This window comes from Microbacterium sp. CJ77 (genome assembly GCF_002911615.1).
In the GTDB taxonomy this organism is placed as follows: Bacteria; Actinomycetota; Actinomycetes; order Actinomycetales; family Microbacteriaceae; genus Microbacterium.
The window spans coordinates 396,662-413,481 of the sequence record NZ_PQBR01000007.1; the positions used below are offsets into that span (position 1 = coordinate 396,662).

At 67.3% G+C, this 16,820-nt stretch carries 15 protein-coding genes; 6 read left to right on the top strand and 9 right to left on the bottom strand.

Annotation, left to right across the window (positions count from 1 at the left end; genetic code table 11):
• Positions 1-15: 15 nt before the first annotated feature.
• The 9 genes from C2868_RS07775 to C2868_RS07815 all read right to left on the bottom strand — a co-directional run bounded on the left by C2868_RS07775 (position 16) and on the right by C2868_RS07815 (position 11,961).
• A complete protein-coding gene (locus C2868_RS07775) occupies positions 16-2,847 on the bottom strand; it encodes a DUF1156 domain-containing protein (RefSeq protein ID WP_100810661.1) in 2,832 nt (943 codons plus the stop codon).
• Positions 2,848-2,949: 102 nt separating this feature from the next.
• Complete coding sequence (locus tag C2868_RS07780) at positions 2,950-3,450, bottom strand: hypothetical protein (protein WP_100810660.1); 501 nt, start codon at positions 3,448-3,450, stop codon at positions 2,950-2,952.
• Positions 3,447-4,010, bottom strand: a complete 564-nt coding sequence (locus C2868_RS07785; RefSeq protein WP_146048020.1) for a hypothetical protein — start codon at positions 4,008-4,010, stop codon at positions 3,447-3,449. Before C2868_RS07785 ends, C2868_RS07780 begins: the two co-directional genes overlap by 4 nt.
• The gene (locus C2868_RS07790; protein ID WP_100810658.1) at positions 4,010-5,071 is read right to left on the bottom strand and encodes a nucleotidyltransferase; all 1,062 of its coding nucleotides are present in this window, start codon (positions 5,069-5,071) and stop codon (positions 4,010-4,012) included. Before C2868_RS07790 ends, C2868_RS07785 begins: the two co-directional genes overlap by 1 nt.
• A gap of 279 nt (positions 5,072-5,350) precedes the next feature.
• Complete coding sequence (locus tag C2868_RS07795) at positions 5,351-8,719, bottom strand: helicase-related protein (protein WP_157813910.1); 3,369 nt, start codon at positions 8,717-8,719, stop codon at positions 5,351-5,353.
• Between the two features lie 135 nt (positions 8,720-8,854).
• Positions 8,855-9,871, bottom strand: a complete 1,017-nt coding sequence (locus C2868_RS07800) for an alpha/beta hydrolase (RefSeq protein ID WP_232711166.1) — start codon at positions 9,869-9,871, stop codon at positions 8,855-8,857.
• 119 nt (positions 9,872-9,990) lie between these two features.
• Positions 9,991-11,010, bottom strand: a complete 1,020-nt coding sequence (locus C2868_RS07805; protein ID WP_100810655.1) for a DUF6545 domain-containing protein — start codon at positions 11,008-11,010, stop codon at positions 9,991-9,993.
• A complete protein-coding gene (locus C2868_RS07810; protein ID WP_100810654.1) occupies positions 11,007-11,471 on the bottom strand; it encodes a hypothetical protein in 465 nt (154 codons plus the stop codon). The genes C2868_RS07805 and C2868_RS07810 overlap by 4 nt, the downstream gene beginning before the upstream one ends.
• Before the next feature lie 58 nt (positions 11,472-11,529).
• A complete protein-coding gene (locus C2868_RS07815; protein ID WP_100810653.1) occupies positions 11,530-11,961 on the bottom strand; it encodes a hypothetical protein in 432 nt (143 codons plus the stop codon).
• A gap of 334 nt (positions 11,962-12,295) precedes the next feature.
• Here C2868_RS07815 and C2868_RS07820 point away from each other — a divergent pair, with 334 nt between their 5' ends.
• From C2868_RS07820 to C2868_RS07845, 6 genes are read left to right on the top strand one after another with little or no spacing between them, the layout of a single operon-like run.
• Complete coding sequence (locus C2868_RS07820; RefSeq protein ID WP_232711165.1) at positions 12,296-13,231, top strand: bifunctional DNA primase/polymerase; 936 nt, start codon at positions 12,296-12,298, stop codon at positions 13,229-13,231.
• Positions 13,228-13,869, top strand: coding sequence for a DUF2637 domain-containing protein (locus tag C2868_RS07825; protein ID WP_232711164.1), 642 nt, complete (start codon positions 13,228-13,230; stop codon positions 13,867-13,869). Before C2868_RS07820 ends, C2868_RS07825 begins: the two co-directional genes overlap by 4 nt.
• Entirely contained in the window at positions 13,866-14,306 is a 441-nt protein-coding gene (locus C2868_RS07830) for a hypothetical protein (RefSeq protein WP_100810651.1), read from the top strand. Before C2868_RS07825 ends, C2868_RS07830 begins: the two co-directional genes overlap by 4 nt.
• A 7-nt stretch (positions 14,307-14,313) precedes the next feature.
• Positions 14,314-15,144, top strand: coding sequence for a hypothetical protein (locus C2868_RS07835; RefSeq protein WP_100810650.1), 831 nt, complete (start codon positions 14,314-14,316; stop codon positions 15,142-15,144).
• 4 nt (positions 15,145-15,148) lie between these two features.
• The gene (locus C2868_RS07840; protein ID WP_100810649.1) at positions 15,149-16,138 is read left to right on the top strand and encodes a ParB N-terminal domain-containing protein; all 990 of its coding nucleotides are present in this window, start codon (positions 15,149-15,151) and stop codon (positions 16,136-16,138) included.
• On the top strand, positions 16,138-16,812 hold the full coding sequence (locus C2868_RS07845) for a hypothetical protein (protein ID WP_100810648.1): 675 nt from the start codon (positions 16,138-16,140) through the stop codon (positions 16,810-16,812). Before C2868_RS07840 ends, C2868_RS07845 begins: the two co-directional genes overlap by 1 nt.
• Positions 16,813-16,820: the final 8 nt, after the last annotated feature.

The window sequence follows — 16,820 nt, forward strand, 5'->3', positions numbered from 1 at the left end:
CGCGTATCGCCATTGCTATTCGTCGAGCGTGTCGAAGTCGAGCGTGGCCGCGGTGCTCACGGGCGCAGCCGTCCGACCGGAGTCGAGCAGCTCGGACCAGGACGTGGCGATGCCGTTGAACGAGATGGCGTCCTTGGTCCAGCCGTTCTTCTCTGCGACCTGAAACAGCAGGTAGGCCAGCTCCTTCACGAGGTCGAGGTCGACAGAGCCGTCGGCACGACGGCTCGCGTCACGCAGGAACGCACCCGCGGCGGGGATGCCCTTCGTCTCCTGAATACGGATCGTGTGCTGGAGCGCCTCCCATGCTGAGGCGTGCTGATCGGTCGTCACGTCGTAGTCCTCGGGCAAGTCGACCGGCCGATAGAGCTGCACCTTACCCGCGCGGGCGCTTAGAATGCCGCCGCGCTCCATCGTCGAGACCGCTGTGGCACGGGCACGGGCCAGGTTTTCGGCGTCACCGAAAGCCCCAGCCTCGTAGCCGTTGCTGCGATACCAGGCGATGGCGAACCGGGTGGAGGGGTCGAAGTCGCCCTCCTGCTCGGTCAGCAGCTCGTCCAGCACCTCGTTGATGCGCGCGAGCGCCGAGCGCACCGTCATTTCGGAGCCGTCCGACTCGATCACCTTCGTATACCGCGAGAACACCGCCATTCCGGGGCCGATCGCCGACTGCGGCAGATCGACTGGCGCGATACTGCCTTGCTGCAACTCCCGCAGCGCCGGGCCGAGTTCACGTTTCATCGCCGCGATGAACCCACGGCGGTCAGTTATAGGAGCGCCTTCTGGGCGCGGTCGTAGGGAAAGCACCACAGATGTCGCGAGGGCATTGCTACCGATATTGCGAATGCGGGTAGCCAGCTCTGACCGCATTGGCCACGTCGCGGTAACCTGCCACCCAGCTCGCACTATCGAGCCGAGTATCGTCTCCCACCCCGTGGAAGCATCGCCCCCTTCGTCTGTCTCAGACTGCTTGAAGGCGTAGTAGACGGCAATTGGAAACTCGCCCGAAGTTGACTGTCGTGCTCGTGCGAAAACTTGCTCAAATCCATGCTCAAAGAATCGCTTGGCTCCGTCGGCTCCGTCGTGTCGATACGGATTAGCTACTAGTTCCTCCGCCTTCGGGACCAGGATCGTACTGAACAAGCCTGGATGGATGTCCCGCAGCGACCGTCGAAGCCAAACGTAGAAGTAGTCCGACAGGTCCGAATAGCCAATGTTGTCGTAGTAGGGCGGATCGGTTGATATAACTAGCGAATCGAAGCTCCTCGCTGCGGCGTCGGCAGAGTCAACCACGCCCCGAATGCGTCCGGGGAGACGCTCCACTGCCTTGACTAGCCAAGTGAGACTTGCGTCGAAGCTCGCGCCGGCGCCACCCAGAGGGTTGGACTCGGTGAAGTCCCATGTCATCTGAACTGCCGGTCTTGAGAAGACGCTCCGCTCATACTCCTTCTTTGGCCCGGAGTCCCAAGTTGTCAGCAATGAGTGTCGGTCTGTCATCCGAGAAAGAGCGAGCGCCAGATAGGTCGCAACCGCGTCCGCGTACGCAGCCGCGCCTGAGCCACCAGCCTCCAATCGCTCTCCCCTATCTGCACGTGCAAGCTGGGCGTCACCAAACACACGGTCTCTTGTCGTGCTGACGATGTCGCTAAACGTCGTGAGTGTCACTAGCTGGCGATTCGTGAACAGATCGGCCCATTCAGTAAGCCCGTAAGCCTGCACACGAAAACCGAGCGCTTGTTCAGCGATCGCGCCTTCGGGGAGCGCGTCAGGACGATCCACCTCAGCAGCCGCGAGATGCGTAGCGCTCGGCGGGAGATAGGTGCGCGCACGGCCGCCCTCGGCCACGACTGCAATCAGGTCGCGTCCAAGCCGACCTGCACGCCCCTCCGCTCGCACGTAAGCCAGGTCAACAGCCGCGCCGCAGGAGATGCAAGTCGCTCCGGTGCGGCCAACCGTGCCATCCCCGTCACCCGCAGGCGCGTCCTGCGCGCTATGCCCAATCTCATAGTCGACCGTCCCGTTGGCGACGTGGGGCACGACGTAGGCCTCCTTGCCCTTCTTCTTGCCGAGCCACCACGAGCGCACCAGCGGCATCTCGATACCGCAGGCCGGGTTCGGACAAGTGACGGTTCGCGCCCAAATCCATGCGATGACCGTGGCTTCGCCCCCGCTCGGGAGCTTCGCCCTCGGGTAAAGATGGCCGATTCGCTTTTGTGCCTCATCGCGCATCCACTCGCCGTAGCGGCGCACGTCCTCCGCGAGACCCGTCGCCTTTGGCCAGGCGTTGCGCGTTCCGGCCGCGCCGGGGAACACAGGTTCCTGCCCAGCGAACTTCGGCGGGATCTCGATGAGTGCCTTATTGATGAGCACGGCGACGGGGTTGAGGTCGCTCGCGTGGGCCTCCAGACCGAGCCGCTGCGCCTCCAGCGGGATGGTGCCGCCGCCCGCGAACGGGTCCAGGATCGCGGGCGGGTTGCCATTCGTGGATTTCATGATCTCGGCGCGCACGGCGTCGAACAGTGCCTCGTCGTTGAGGTTGTCCCAGTTGACCATCCGCGTGATGAGGTCGAACAGGCGCTCGCGCTCCTGCTTGATGCGGTGGCCGGCCCAGCCTTCGGGGTCTTCGTAGCCCTTCCCACGAGCCTCGGCGAGGAACTCGTCCTCACGCACCGACGGGTCATCGACGAGCTGCGCGAACAGCACCGCCCGCGCGGTCGCCAGCGGTCGCCTTGCCCACCACAGGTGCAGCGTGCTCGGGTGCCCGTGGCGGATCGACTTCTCGCGCGCTGACTGCTTGTTTATCTCGTCGAGTGGGATCGAGACCTCGATCAGCTTGCGCTTGACTGCCACTGCATTCCTCTCGGGTGCGCTCTCGCGCTTGTTCGTAGTGCGGTTCTCGAGCCTACCCGCGGGGTCGGATGTCGCCTGGAGGCCACGGTGGGCGGCGAGTGCTCAGGGGTGGGCCTTCATCGCTGCGAGCACCGCCGAGCGGGCGGCGTCGGCGCGGGGATGCGCGTAAGCCACCACGAGCGGCACGTCACGGTCGCGTCGTGTCGGGCATGCCTTCCATGCTGCGCTCATCTGCGGTCCCGCTTCTGACTTTGCTGCCGACACCAGCTCGGCGTAGCCGGCGAGAACCTTGGGAGCGACGAGCGCGAGGTGTGCGGAGTAGAAGTCGAGGCGGGACTGAATCTCGCTGACGTGCGCCGTGAGCGCAAACCGATCCGCGGCTGTGCCCGTCCGTCGGCGAACACGGTACGGCGCTTCGAGATAGTCGCTGACGGCCTGGAGCGCCCCGGCGTATGCTTCCGCACGGCGCGAGCGCGCCCGCTGGCGGCGCTCGTGCAGGAAGCCGAGCACGACAATGCCCGCCGCGAGGATCGCCGCGGCGATGGTCGCAATCCCATCCCAAGTGATCGGCGCAGGCGGAAAGAGCGAAAGAAGCCAGCTCATGCGGCGCGCCTCGCTTCCTCGGTGAAGCCGTGCTCCGCCTGGGGTGCGATCCACTCGCCGGTCTCAGCGAACGTATCCTCCAGGAACAGGTGGTCCTGCACGAGGACGATCAGTTCGGCGAGGTTCGCGTCAGCCGTCCATCGCTGCTCGGCGGGGTCGTCCGGGTAATAGAGACACAGCGTCCCGTCCTCATAGCGATGCGGGGAGTCCTGCATCTCTCCGGCGTACACGACGGGGAAGTCCCGGCCGTCTCGAACCCCTCCGCCGGGGAAGTACCGCTGGGGGCGGAACTCGATGACGACCGGGACGCGCTCCGTCCTTCCCACCACATCGACGCCATCGAGGTGGTATCGCCGTCTCGGCACGGCCTCGATTTGAGGTGGCCCGAAGCCGAGCCCGATCCAGCTCCCGCAGCTCAGCACGACCGCGCACGGGTTCGCTTGGCGTAGTACCTCCCAGGTGTAGTCGACTCGGAGACGGCGACCGAACAGGCGGAAGGCGTCACGCTCGAACGGGACGAACCAGGCGGCGTCCGCGCCGTACCACGCTGGGTCGGGCATCAGCACGCCCACGAACGCACGGGGAGGCGATCCCCGTAAGCGGACGTGGACGCGGGGGCTGCGGGCGCGGGCACGAGCGACGGGTTCTTCTCCCGCCAGCGTTCCCGCGCGACGCGCTTCACCTCGTCCTGATCGGGCTTGGGCATCACAGCCTCGTCGCCGAAGAAGATGGCGAGCTGGTTGAGCGCGAGGATCGGGTAGCCCTCACGCTCGTACTGGAGGGCGAGGTCGAAGTCGGCCTTTGCCTGCCGGAACGCGGCGACGACCTGGAGCCGGGTGAACATCTCGTTGATCTTGATCGGCCCGGCGACGCCTGCGGGGTCGGGCGTCTCGCCGATGCTGAGCTGCGCGATGGCGTGGTTCAGCCAGGTGCTGATGTAGCTCGTCATGGTCACCGGCCCGGTGATGCAGCCGAGCGCGAGGGCCTTGATGTTCCAGGAGCAGATCGGCCGGTCGTGCTTGCGGTTCCAGTGCTTCATGAGCCGAGTGCCGCGCGCGAACGTCGAGCGGGTCACAGCGTTCGCCTGCTTCACCATCTCCGTGTGGCGCTCCGGGTGGCTGCGATCCCAGGTGCGGTAGTTCGGGATGTAGAGCCCAGCTCCGGTGCGGTTGTCGATCGCGGTGATGACATCCGCGGTGAAGTCGGCCTGGCCGGGCGTCACGGGGTCACCGAACCGCACGAGGATGGAGCGGCGGCGGTTGAGGTGCTCGACCCGAAGCTTCGGATACTCGTCCTTGAGCTCGCGCCGGATCGCATCGGCCGCGCGTTCCTGGAGTGCGCCGGGACCACGGAGGCCCGGCCCGTAGAGCCCGTCGGGGTCGGGGATCACGATGCCGAGGTCGACGTCGGTCAGGGGGTTGAGCGCGTCGCCGTGGGCGATGCTGCCGTTGACGTAGGTGCGCCCGCCGAACTCATGCTTCAGCGCGGCGGCAAGAGCATCGCGCCGTCGCCGCGCCTCGGCGAGTTCCTCGGGGGTCACCTGGATGCGGGTACGCGCTTCGTTGAGCGCGTCCTCCACGGTGCTGATGCTGGTGCGGTTTGGGATGTCCAAGAGCGTCATTGTCGGCTCCTTTCTGCCGGAACCGGGTCCGGCGGTCGGGAGGCCTCGCTGCTCGACATCCGGCGTGTCCGTTTGGGCACATTGCCGCTTGTCTCGCTAGAGTCGGGTGAACTTTCCAGGTTCCGCCCTCGTCCACGAGGCCCGAGAACGCCGCCGGTTGCACCCGGCGGCGTTTTGGGTAGTAGATCAACGTATGGCTCGCCTACGACACTGCGGCGCGCGACACGCGGGCATTCGAAAGAATCTTCGCCTCGGGCTGAGGCGAGTGGGCACTTGGCCTCAGAACGGCCCCCCGCCGCGTGCCCACCAGTCGTTCCAGGAGAGGTTCTGCGAGACGACATCGAAGTCGGTGAGCCAGGCGGGTTCGATGCCCTCGAAGGCGTTACCGATGTAGCGCACCTGATCGTGCTGCGGCCCGCTCGGGCTGACCCGCACGAGCGCGAGCCGGTGGTCGGGCGCGGCGTTGAGCGCGGTGAGCACCTCGGTGCGGGTGATCGTGAAGGTGTCGGAACCTTCGATGCGGGCCTTGACCTCGATGCGAATGCCCGCGCCTTCGGCGGGCCGGGAAAGAACGTCGAAGCCGGGGTTGTTGTGCGACTGCTCCTCAGGTGTACGGCCAAGGGTGCGCTCGGCGGCGAGTACCGCGTCGACGCCTCGACGTTCGACTGCCGCGCGGGCGAGCGCGTTCGCGGCCACATCGCCGGGCGCGTTCGGTTCGGTGGCTGCGGGCATGACGAGGGCGATGGCGGTGATGCGCGGGGTGACGGGCGACATGGCGAGCTGCCGTTCGATGAGCGCGAGCCGGGTCTCGCGGCGCTGCTCCAGCTCCTCGGCACGGCGGCGCAGGGTCTCGGCGGAGTAGCGCACCTTCTTCCCTGCTGCGGCATCGGCGTCGGTCTTCAGCGCCTCGGTGTAGAGGCGGTTGATCTCGCGGGTCAGCCGGGTGGCGACGCGTTCGCGGACGCGCTCGTACTCGTGTGTGCGGCGGGTCGTCACGTCGGCGGCGAACACGGGGAGCTGTTCGGCGATCACCCAGGAGACGGCATCCTTCTCCCGCTGGGTGAGCCACGGCAGGCTCGTGCCCGCGGCACGCTGCGGCTCGTCGGCGGGCGCGTAGTCGAGGTACGGGGCGTGGCCGGCCTCGCGCACTATGCCGTCGGCGCCGACGACGGAGTACCCAAATCGCTTGCTGACGGTCTGCCCGGTGGAGTCGCGGACCTCGTTGAGCACGCCGACGAGCAGGGTCGGCTCGGTCACCGCGTCGGAGGTGAGCACGGTGCCGCGGTCTAGCACTGGCCCGTGCTGGTCGATCACGAGCTGGAGCGCGGCGTCGTGCAGCGCGTGGCCCGGTGCGAGCAGTTCTGCGCGGGGCGTGCCCTGTACGTCGATGGTGGCGGCATCGAAGGTGATGCGCTCGTAGCGACGGGCAACAGGTGCGCGCCCGGCGCGTTCGCGGATGTTGGCGGGGACGTGGGTGATCTCGAAGCGGCCCTTCTCGCGCCGGGCGATGCGTCCGCCTGCACGGTCGAAGGCCTCGAGGAAGGCGTCGCGGATGAAGTGCGGTTGGAGGCGCTTGGCCTTTGCGTCCTCCATCTGGCGACGCAGCGCCTCCAGGTCGGTGGGTGCGAGTGCCTCGCTGGCGAGGGCTTCGTCGTCGAGCAGCTCCTTCAGCCCGGCGGAGACGCCCTCGTCGATGACCTCCCACATCTTCGCCCTCACCTCGGGCTGCTCGCCGTAGCGGATCGCGTCGCGCAGCACGCGGGTCAGCGAGAGGTCACCGAGCGAGGTGCCGAGCACGTTGAAGATCTCGCCGTCGTAGGCGGCGCGCTGCTCCTCGATCTTGTCGAGTAGGCGGATGAACACCTCGCCCTCGCGGGTGTCCTCGGCGACGAGGTTCCACAGTCGGCACACCTCGGTCTGGCCGATACGGTGGATACGACCGAACCGCTGCTCGATACGGTTCGGATTCCACGGCAAGTCGTAGTTGACCATAAGGTGCGCGGCCTGAAGATTCAGGCCCTCCCCTGCGGCGTCGGTGGCAATGAGGATCTGCACCTCGGGGTTCGAGGTGAACTCGGCGGTGACACGACGGCGTTCATATCGGGGCACCGCGCCGTGGATGGTGACCACGGCCTCGCGCCTACCCAAGAGCTGCGTGATGCGCCGCTCCAAGTAGTTCAGGGTGTCGCGGTGCTCAGTGAAGACGATCAGCTTGCGCGGCTTGCCGTCTGCCGTCGTGAGCACCTGACCCTCGATCACGCCGCGCAACTCGCGCCACTTCACGTCCTGCTGCGAGTCCAGCAGCCTGCGCGCGTGCTCGGTCAGCCGACGCAGGTCGACGATCTCGGTCTCCAGCTCGGCCGCGGTGCGCGCCGCGGTCGCCGCGTCGACCAGTTCCTCCTCGGCCTCCTCCAGCTCGGCCGCCTCGAGTTCGTCGGTGTCGAAGTAGCTGCTGTCGGGATCATCGCCGACCAAGGACGCGGGAGCGTCGCGCGGCGGGGCGTCGAGGATGCCGTCAAGCAGGTCGGCGCGGGTGCGCTCCAGCCGGTCGGTGCGGCGGCGAAGCGACTGGAAGATCGCTTCCGGGCTCGATGCGAGACGACGCTGCAAGACCGTGAGCGCGAACCCGACCGTGTTCTTCCGCTTGCCTTCCAGCCGGTCGGCGAGGTTCATCCCGTTGCGGACGTACTCCGTGACCTCCTCATAGAGGAATTGCTCATCCGGCGAAAGCCGGTATGAGGCGGTCTCCGCGATCCGTTCGGGGAAGAGCGGACGCCCCTCGAAGGTGACGAGCTTCTCCTTCACCATGCGCCGCATCAGCCCGTCGGCCGTGCCCGTCCTCGCGTGGCGGTCGCCGGGACCGACAAAGCGGTCGCGGTCGAGTAGTGAGAGGAAGGTCTGGAAGTCCTCCTCCTTGCCGTTGTGCGGCGTCGCGGTCATCAGCAGGAAGTGCCGGGCTCGCTCGCTCAGCAGCTCGCCGAGCTGGAACCGCTTCGACGCCTTCATCTCCCCGCTGAACCACGACGCGCTCATCCGGTGCGCCTCGTCCACGACCACCAAATCGAACTCAGCCTGCTCGATCTGCTCCAGCAGCACCTCGTTGCGGGCGAGCTGATCCATCCGCGCGATGAGCAGCCGCTTCTGATCGAAGACACTCTTGCCTGGCGCGGTGTCCTCCGCGCCGGGGGCGAGGATCTCGAACTCCAGGCCGAACTTCAGCGCCAGCTCGTCCTGCCACTGCTCCACCAGCCCGCCAGGGGCTACTACCAGACAGGTGCGCACGTCATCCCGGAGGATCAGCTCCTTGATGTAGAGCCCGGCCATGATCGTCTTGCCCGCGCCGGGATCGTCAGCGAGCAGGAACCGCAACGGCGTGCGCGGGAGCAGCTCCCCGTACACGGCACGGATCTGATGCGGCAGCGGCTGCACGTCGCTCGTCGCAACAGCCAGCATGGGATCGTGCAGCCCCGCGAGCATGATGCGTTGCGCCTCCGCGGCCAGCCGGAAGTTGCGCGGATCGGCATCGAACGGACGGCCCGACTCCAGATGCGGCGCGATCTTCGCTTCGTCGTCACGGAACAACACCACCTGCCCGAGCGCGCCGTTGTCGTCCTGATAGGTGACCTCGACCGCATTCGCGCCATGCATCTGTGCCGCTAGCACCGTCACGGCACGCCCCGGCAGTATGCCTGCCAGCCGCGCAGTCGCGGCGATGTCCTCTAGCCGCACGGCGACCCTTCCGATTCGAAGCCCGACTTCGAGACTACCGACGAGTACCGACGTTCAGGACGGGACGTGTGCGGCGAGCCAGGCGATCACCGCGCTCTGCCATCGGTCGGGGTCAGAGTTCCACGAGAGCGTATGTCCGGCCTCGAAGGTCTCCAGCGAAACAAGGCCAGGCCGAGCATCTCGGAGTGCTTGTGAGAGCCGTATCGGTACGGAGTCGTCGTGGGTGCCGTGAAGGATGAGCGTGGGCGCGGTGAGTTCCTCGGCACGAACCGTCCAGTCGAAGGATCGGATCGGGATGCGCTCGGGCAGGCCGACCATCCGGGCCAGCGGGCGGAGCGTCAGCCACGGGATCGCGAGGCTGCCTGCGGCTGCGGGGAGTCCGCTGCGGGTGCAGTTCGCCTTGATGACCTCGGTCCAGTCGAGCACGGGCGAGTCGAGCACGAGACCGGCGATGCTGCGTCGATATGACGGGTGGTGAGCGAGCTGGAGCGCGATGGCCGCGCCCATCGACCATCCGAACAGCACGACCTGTCGAGCTCCGTGCCGCATCGCGTACTCAATGGCGGCCGCGGCGTCGTCGGCCTCGGTGAAGCCGAGTGTTGCGCGACCGTTGCCGACTCCCGAGCCTTCGCCGTCGGCTCGGTAGCTGATGACGAGCGAGGTGTAGCCGCGCTCGGTCGCGGCGAGCACGCCGCGAAGCGTTCCGGCTCGGACGCTGCCGAGGCCATGTAGGTGGATCGCCCACGTCGACCTGGCACCGTCGCCGTCGATGCGCCAGGCTGGGGCGGGCCCCGCGGGGGTGTCGATGGTGATGTCGTGTGCATGAAGGCTGGCGTCGTGCGGGGTCGCGTAGTAGATGCCGCTCCAGGAGACGTGATCGCCAGCCCTGAGAGTGAGCCCCGATGCCGTGCTCGTCACCCGTCGTGCGATCAGAGTCGGTCCACGGTCGAGCACGTCTTCGGAGAGTTGCGCCCAGCCTCCGTTCTCGAACCAGAGGTTGTAAGCGCCTTCGGCTGCGGTCTGGCGAGTTCGGTCGAGCACAATGAGACAGGCGTCGCCGTCGTATTCCACATCGCGGACGATCAGATCGTATCTTCGCGTGCTGGGAGCTGTCAGCCGCCGCGCGATCGCCCATCCGACACCCAACGCGCCTGCCGCAACGAGTCCGGCACCTAGCGCGACCCGTCGCATCACGAACTGCCCCCCTGGTCGACCCGGCTTCCTGGTGAAGCGGTGGTCCGTGTCGCTCTGGTGTCGAGTCCGAGGAGGTGGCTCTCGGCGCGATTCAGTAGGGCGCGCTCGGCTGCGCTGATGTCGAAGGTGACGCGCGGGTCGATCATCGCGTCGCGGATCTCAACGATCTCTCGGTGTAGACGGCTCTCCAAGTCATCCGCCCTCGCAGCGAGCGGGTCTGCTTGGCTCAGCCCAGGCCGCACGAGCGACGCCCGCTTCCAGAGAGGCTCCAACTGTGTCGTGAGGCCGACGGTGCGCTTGCGGCGCATGTCGTGCTGTGCGCGGCGGACGGCAGGCTGCGCGGCGAAGCCCGCGCATAGGAAAAGGAACGCGAGTAGAGAGAGCGGTTCGTAGGCGGGTTGGACGGCGCGCATGAGATCGAGATGTCCTGTGACGTGTGCGACGTCCATGATGAGCACGGCCAGGCACAGTGCGCCGCCGAACGCCGATCCCAGGCTCAGCAGAGCCGCGGGGAGACGCTGGATGCCGGAGCTGCGCAGATATTGCCGCGCGGCGAGGATCATCATCGTCGTGATTACGAGGAAGAAGTAGCTGAAGTTGATGATCGAGTAGGCCGCCGCTGCGGGTTGCGCGCCGAGGTCGATCATGAACCGAGTCGTGGTTGTGCCTCGGTCGATGAACACGAACGTCGTGGTGATCGCAAGAAGCGAGGTGAGAAGCACGGGGATGCCCACGGCGACCCGCACGAGCCTGGGGCGGTACTCGTCGGCCTTCATGACGCCTCGACCGAGAAAGAAGATCCCGGTCATCAGCAGCCCATCCGAAACGAGGGTAGTGACATTCGTCCCGCCAAGAAGCGGATCGGTGGCGAGGTAGATGGCGTCGACGTTCAGGGTCATCGCGACCGCGATCGTGAAGGAAGCGTAGGTGATGCTTCGATCCGCCCGTTTGCGGCGGAAGATGAGCAGGCTCGCCACGAGCGCCCACATGAGCGTCGCGACGAGCGCCTGGATCACCCGAAAATCTCCGAATAGCGGGACTCGGCGAACACCGATCCTCGGATGCCCGCGGCCAGCCGATCTGCGAGCGACTCGGCGGCGATCTCCGTCTCACTGTCAATGTCCTGTCGCTTGAGCATGCGTCCGCGCGTGTGAGGAGGGATGTTGGGCAGCAAGACGTCCCCGGCTGTGCAATCGTCGCCCTCCGTGTGACCGAGGATCATGTGGGCCAACTCGTGAAGGACGAACTGCTGGCGGTGCAGTGCAGAGTCGCTGCGTGCGTGGAGCACGAAGTCCTCGGTGTCGGTGACCAGCCAGAGCGCACAGATGCCGTCGCGGGTGTCGAGGTCGGCGAGTTCGACGACGCGGAGCCTACGATGGCGCCGTTCCTGTATGGCCTGGAGAAGGTGCGCAAGCGTGAATCTGTTGCCGAGCCGCAGATCGGAGACGGCGGCCGTTACGGTCTCTTCGGTATTCACGTTTACCCCCTCTCGGCCGAGCAACTACTGGCCTCGGCTCCGTGGTGCGCGACACCCGTCAGTGCTCGGGTGTTCGCATCATTTCCTCGTCCAGGAACTTGCTGATGGCTTGGAGCGCCTTCGGCGAGATATCGCCGAGTGTGCGTGCAGCGTAGGACTTCACCTTCGCTGCACGCATCGAACGCACGAGGTCGAGCTGGGCGGAGACCTTCTCCGGGGTTGCCACGCCGCTCTCCCCCGCAAGAAAGGCAGCATCAACGTCGAAGAAGTCCGCGAGTCCCTCGAAGATTGCGGTGTCTTGGACGTATCGGTGGCCGTTGACCATGTACGTCCATCGTGATCGAGACAGGCTGATGCCACGTTGTCTCAGATACTCCGCGATCTGCGAGTAGGTCGGTTCGGAGCCGGACTCGGCGACAGCGACATCCATCAGAAGTCGCAGGCGTTTGGCGAGGTCGTCAGCCGCAGCCTGACTTTCGTCTTCAGTCATCGTCGCTGACCCCCCTTTCCCTTCGGGAGGGCCAAGGCATCGACGTAGCTCAGGCCCAAGGGTAGTTGTGCATGCTCAATCTACCCGTTGAGCATGCACAAATCAACCGTTGCGCATGCTCAACGTGCGGTGTTAGAACGGAATCTCGGGAGAGTTTTGAGCATGCTCAACGCGGCTTCCCGGTGAGCGGGAGGAGACGCCGATTCCATGAGCACAGCGCGACCCCGCAGCCTGACTGCGTTGCCCACCGGACGGCGACCGTCTCTTGGGAACCCCGACGCACCTGATCGACAAGAGCCCCACGGTTCACGACCAGGCAAGAGGAGGTGCCGAGATGACGATGCCGGAAGCCTCGCGCGGAAAGCGCCAGCCGCTGGATGCCGCCGCACTGCTCGCCTCGCTCACCGGGCTGTCGCCGAGCGCCGCAGCGTATCGCTACGCCGAGGCAGGCATCCCCGTCTTTCCCTGCGTCACAGGAGGCAAGCGCCCGCTGACCAAGCGGGGATTCCACGAGGCGAGCGCCGAACCGCGCCAGGTCGCTCGCTGGTGGGCGCGGTGGCCGCGCGCCAACATCGGGATGCCGACGGGTCAGATCTCCGGGCTGGAGGTCGTGGATGTCGACGTGCACGGGGCGATCCGCGGCTTCGCCGCGTTCGAGCTGGCCCGACGCGAGGGGCTGACGGATCGCTGGGCCGCGTTCATCCGCACGCCCTCGGGCGGAGTCCATGCCTACTACCCGGCCGATCCCGAGCTGGTGCAGCCGTCCTGGCAGGTGGCGCGTGCTGGTATCGACTTCCGGGGATCGGGCGGCTACGTCATCGTGCCGCCCTCGATCATCGCCGCCGATGCGGGGCCGAGTGCGTATGCCCTCATCGGCTCCGGGCGAGGCGACGCGGTTCCCGTCGATGCCCGCGCGCTGCGGCAGTTCCTCGATCCGCGACCGGCGCGCCCGATGCCCGTCATCCCGGTCGAGCGAACGGACGGAGTTGACGTGGAGCGGATCGCCCGCTGGGTCGGGATGCGCGGCGAGGGCGAGCGCAACCGCGGCCTGTTCTGGGCCTCGTGTCGACTCATCGAGGCGGGCATCCCGCCAGACCGCGTGCGTGCCGCGCTGGGGCCGGCTGCCGAGCGCGCAGGTTTGCCCGCGCCGGAGATCGAGACGACGATCCGCTCGGCGCACCGCGTAGCGAGGGGCGCACCGTCCGCGCCCACGGCCAGTTCCATGCCCAGCCATGCAGCTCAGCCTTCATCGGGTCAGGTGCTCTCGTGATCCCCGGCAGCACGCAACAGCCGCGCGGGCGGATCGCCGTGTGGACGGCGGTAGCTGGGACCGTATTCATCGCCGCAGCCGCCTTCTGGCTGTCGTTCACGGCACTCGCCGACCTCGCGCGACGCTCCGGCGTCGATGAGAGCCAGGCGTGGGCATGGCCGCTCATCGTGGACGGCATCATCGTCGTCGCCACGGTGTCCGTCGTCGCGCTCGCGGGCCAGCGTGCCGCCTGGTATCCGTGGCTGCTGCTCATGGCCGGTGCCGCGGTCTCGGTCGCAGCCAACGCGATCCACGCGGTCGTCGCCGCTGACGCCGACGTTCCTTCGGCACTCGCAGGATCGGTCGCCGCAGTACCGCCGCTCGTGCTGCTGGCGATCACGCACTTGACCGTCGTGCTCACCCGACGGTTCCGTGCGGAGCCGTCGGCGCAGCCTGCCGTGTTGGTGTCGAACGCGGTCGAGTACCAGTCGCCGGAACCGCCTGCGCACCTTGCTCCCAGAGAACTCGCCCTGCGACTGAAGGAGGACGGCATGACGAACAAGGCCATCGCTCGCGCGACCGGGGTGCATCCGTCCACGGTCGGCCGCTGGCTGGCGACGCCCGCGCTCTCCGCGGCATCGGAAGGAGGCGCGCTGTGAACGATGAGTTGCCGGAGGACGAGCACGCCCGTCGGCTTGCCGATGTCCTCCACACGCTGAAGCCGACTCCGAGCGAGGCTGCTGAGATCTCGGAGCTGGCGCGCCACACGGACCCGTGGCTCGCCGCGCAGAGGTGGCGCGGCGGCCACCCACTCCTGGAGCGGCTGAGCGCAGAGCACGACCGCAGCCAGGTCGTGTGGGTGCGCCCGACCGAGCTGCTCCCATCCGCCTCGGCCCGCATGATCGGGCGCGGCATCGACCTGCGCACCGAACTGGCGCGCCGCGTCGAGGAACGTCGGCAGACCTCGCCGCAGGCAACTCCGGTGACCCGGCCCGGCATCAGGGGGCGTGCCCAGGGCATCGCGCCGCTCTCCGCGTTCGGGCAGTCGCCCGCGCACCAGTCCTCTGTCAGCCGCGACCCGCTCCGCCGCCTGTGAGCGCGCCATGTCTGCCCAGGCCGCTCCCACGTCGTTCCGCACCCCGGAAGGACTGCGCGCGCTCCTGGAGCGTCTTCACGACGATGGGAAAGGCGCGTGGCGGCGCGACGTGGATGTCGCGGCGCTCATGGAGTACACGGCGGGTCGGTACGCGAGCCTCGCGCGAAAGCACGGCCTCGACCCGTGGGAGGCGGCGAGCGCCGCGTTCGACGCGATGCGCACCCCGGCCGTGCGCAACGCGGAAGATCCGTGGGCCGTCGTCACCCGGGCCGTGCAGGTCACACTGATCGCCGAGGAACGGGGCAACGGGCTGCTGTGCTCGACGCATCAGGCACGCAGGCCGCAATACAGCGGCTTCCACGACCCGGAGCGGTTCAGCGACCGGGAGAACCCACTCACCGACTACCACGAAGCGTTGCAGGTCGCGCCCGCGGGTGAGGACGAGAACGAATCGGACGACGAGGTATCTGGCGTCGTCCGTGCAGTCGAGGACGCGATCAAGCTGCTGGCGCTGCTCGACTGGCCGGAGCAGACGGCGCGCGCGGCCATCGAGCACATCTGCACTCGACTCGGCGACGCGCCGTCGCGGGCGAGCGCAGCGGAATCGCTTCGGCGAGACCCACACGCTCGGGCCGTGCTCGATCTGTCGTCGACGAGCTGGAACGCGCTGCTCCGTGCGATCCTCGGCAACCCCGATCCCGATCAGGCCCACACCGCCGTCGGCCGCGGCGTGCTGTTCCGCCTTCTTGTCGGCGAGCCCCTGCGTGCGCTGCTCACCGATGACGACCTCGTGCTGCTGCTCGGCCTGAACGCGCCCACTCTGGCGGGGGCGAGGTGAGCACATGGCGGCGAGCACCGGGCACATCGAGCTGGAACGCACCATCGACTCAATCGTCGTCGGCAGCCGTCATCGCATGGAGATGGGTGACATCGACGCACTCGCAGCATCCATCGAACGTGACGGACTTCTCCAGCCTCCGACCGTGACACCGGACGGCGTGCTCGTGTGCGGCGCTCGACGCATCGCGGCGCTGCGCAAGCTCGGCCACAAGAAGGTCAACGTCTTCGTGCGCTCCGGGATCAGCGACCGGCTCCAGAGGCTCATGGCCGAGCAGGCCGACAACGTGCTCCACAAGCCATTCACGCAGACCGAGGCCGCGGCGCTGTACCGCGAGCTGAAGACGCTCATGGCCGAGGACGCCGCTCGTCGTCAGGCGGCGACGCAGTTCGGTGCTGGCGGGAAGATCGCCGGAACGAGCGGTGGTGCCGTGACGGCACCACCGCTGATCGGCGCTCCGGGCAAGTCCCGCGCGCAGGCTGCGCTCATGGTCACCGGGCGCAAGTCGTACACGAGCCTGGAGCAGATCAACGACCTGCAGCGGATCGCCAATGACCCCCGACAACCGGAGGATGTGCGCGGCTTCGCCCGCTCAGAACTCGACGCCATCGACCGCGGCTCGTCGATCACCACGGCGCACGCCCGCACGATCGCCATGCTGGCGATCCCGCAGGAGGAACCCGAACCACCCGGCGAGCTGGAGTTGCTCGCACAGGAGGCGCTGGAGCGCGCGAAGCAAGGGCGCAAGCGAGGCCCGGCACCCGCACCAGCGTCGAGCGTCGTGCCGGTTCGCTATCCGGTGCGGGCGTTCAGCCTCACCTGGAGCGACCTCGATCAGTGGTGGTCACACTACGACCCTGCTGAGGTCGGCACCGCGCTGAGTGATGACCAGTGGGAGCACTTCGAGACGATCCTCGACGCTACCGTCCGTTTCTTCGACGCGGCCCGCGCCGCCCGAACCGCCCGCCAACGTCTCGCCAAGGAGAGTGCCTGATGCCGCAGACTCGCTTCCCTCGTCGCCTCATGATCCTCCTGATCGTCGGTGCCGCCGTGCTTGCCGTCCTCGTCGGAGTCGGGCTCTACGGGTTGCTGCTCGCACCTCGATCCGAGCCTTCGCCGGGCGGTAGCTCCACGAGCGACCCACCAGGCGCTTCCACCAGCGCACCGTCCCCGACATCGAGCACGCCGCCCGTCGTCCGTGAGTCCGACGACCCCGAGACGTTCGCGCGAGCCCTCGCCATCGCGCTGTTCACATGGGACACCGCGACCGAGTTCGGGCCGACCGACTACGCGCAGGTCATCGTGGATGTGGGCGACCCCTCCGGCAATGAGACCGCCGGGCTGGCCTCTGACGTGCGCACCTATCTCCCGACCGCGGACGCCTGGGCGCAGCTCCGCACGATGCAGACCCGCCAATGGCTCGACATCAACGACGTGTTCGTGCCGGACGAATGGGCGACGGCGCTCGAGCAGGCAGCCAAGGGACAGATCCTTCCAGGCACCGTCGCGTACACGATCACCGGCATTCGGCAACGCGAGGGTATCCACGGCACCGAGCCCGTGACCAGCTCCCACGAAGTCGCATTCACAGTCTTCATCACCTGCGAGCCGACCTTCGATACCTGCCGCGCGCTTCGCATCTCCGAGCTTGACAACCCCCTGCGTTGATCGGCACC

Coding starts and splice junctions, on each gene's coding strand:
- C2868_RS07780 (WP_100810660.1), bottom strand. CDS start 3,450: ATGAGCTGGCTTCTTTCGCTCTTTCCGCCTGCGCCGATCACTTGGGAT.
- C2868_RS07785 (WP_146048020.1), bottom strand. CDS start 4,010: ATGCCCGACCCAGCGTGGTACGGCGCGGACGCCGCCTGGTTCGTCCCG.
- C2868_RS07790 (WP_100810658.1), bottom strand. CDS start 5,071: ATGACGCTCTTGGACATCCCAAACCGCACCAGCATCAGCACCGTGGAG.
- C2868_RS07795 (WP_157813910.1), bottom strand. CDS start 8,719: ATGCATGGCGCGAATGCGGTCGAGGTCACCTATCAGGACGACAACGGC.
- C2868_RS07815 (WP_100810653.1), bottom strand. CDS start 11,961: ATGACTGAAGACGAAAGTCAGGCTGCGGCTGACGACCTCGCCAAACGC.
- C2868_RS07820 (WP_232711165.1), top strand. CDS start 12,296: ATGACGATGCCGGAAGCCTCGCGCGGAAAGCGCCAGCCGCTGGATGCC.
- C2868_RS07835 (WP_100810650.1), top strand. CDS start 14,314: ATGTCTGCCCAGGCCGCTCCCACGTCGTTCCGCACCCCGGAAGGACTG.
- C2868_RS07840 (WP_100810649.1), top strand. CDS start 15,149: ATGGCGGCGAGCACCGGGCACATCGAGCTGGAACGCACCATCGACTCA.
- C2868_RS07845 (WP_100810648.1), top strand. CDS start 16,138: ATGCCGCAGACTCGCTTCCCTCGTCGCCTCATGATCCTCCTGATCGTC.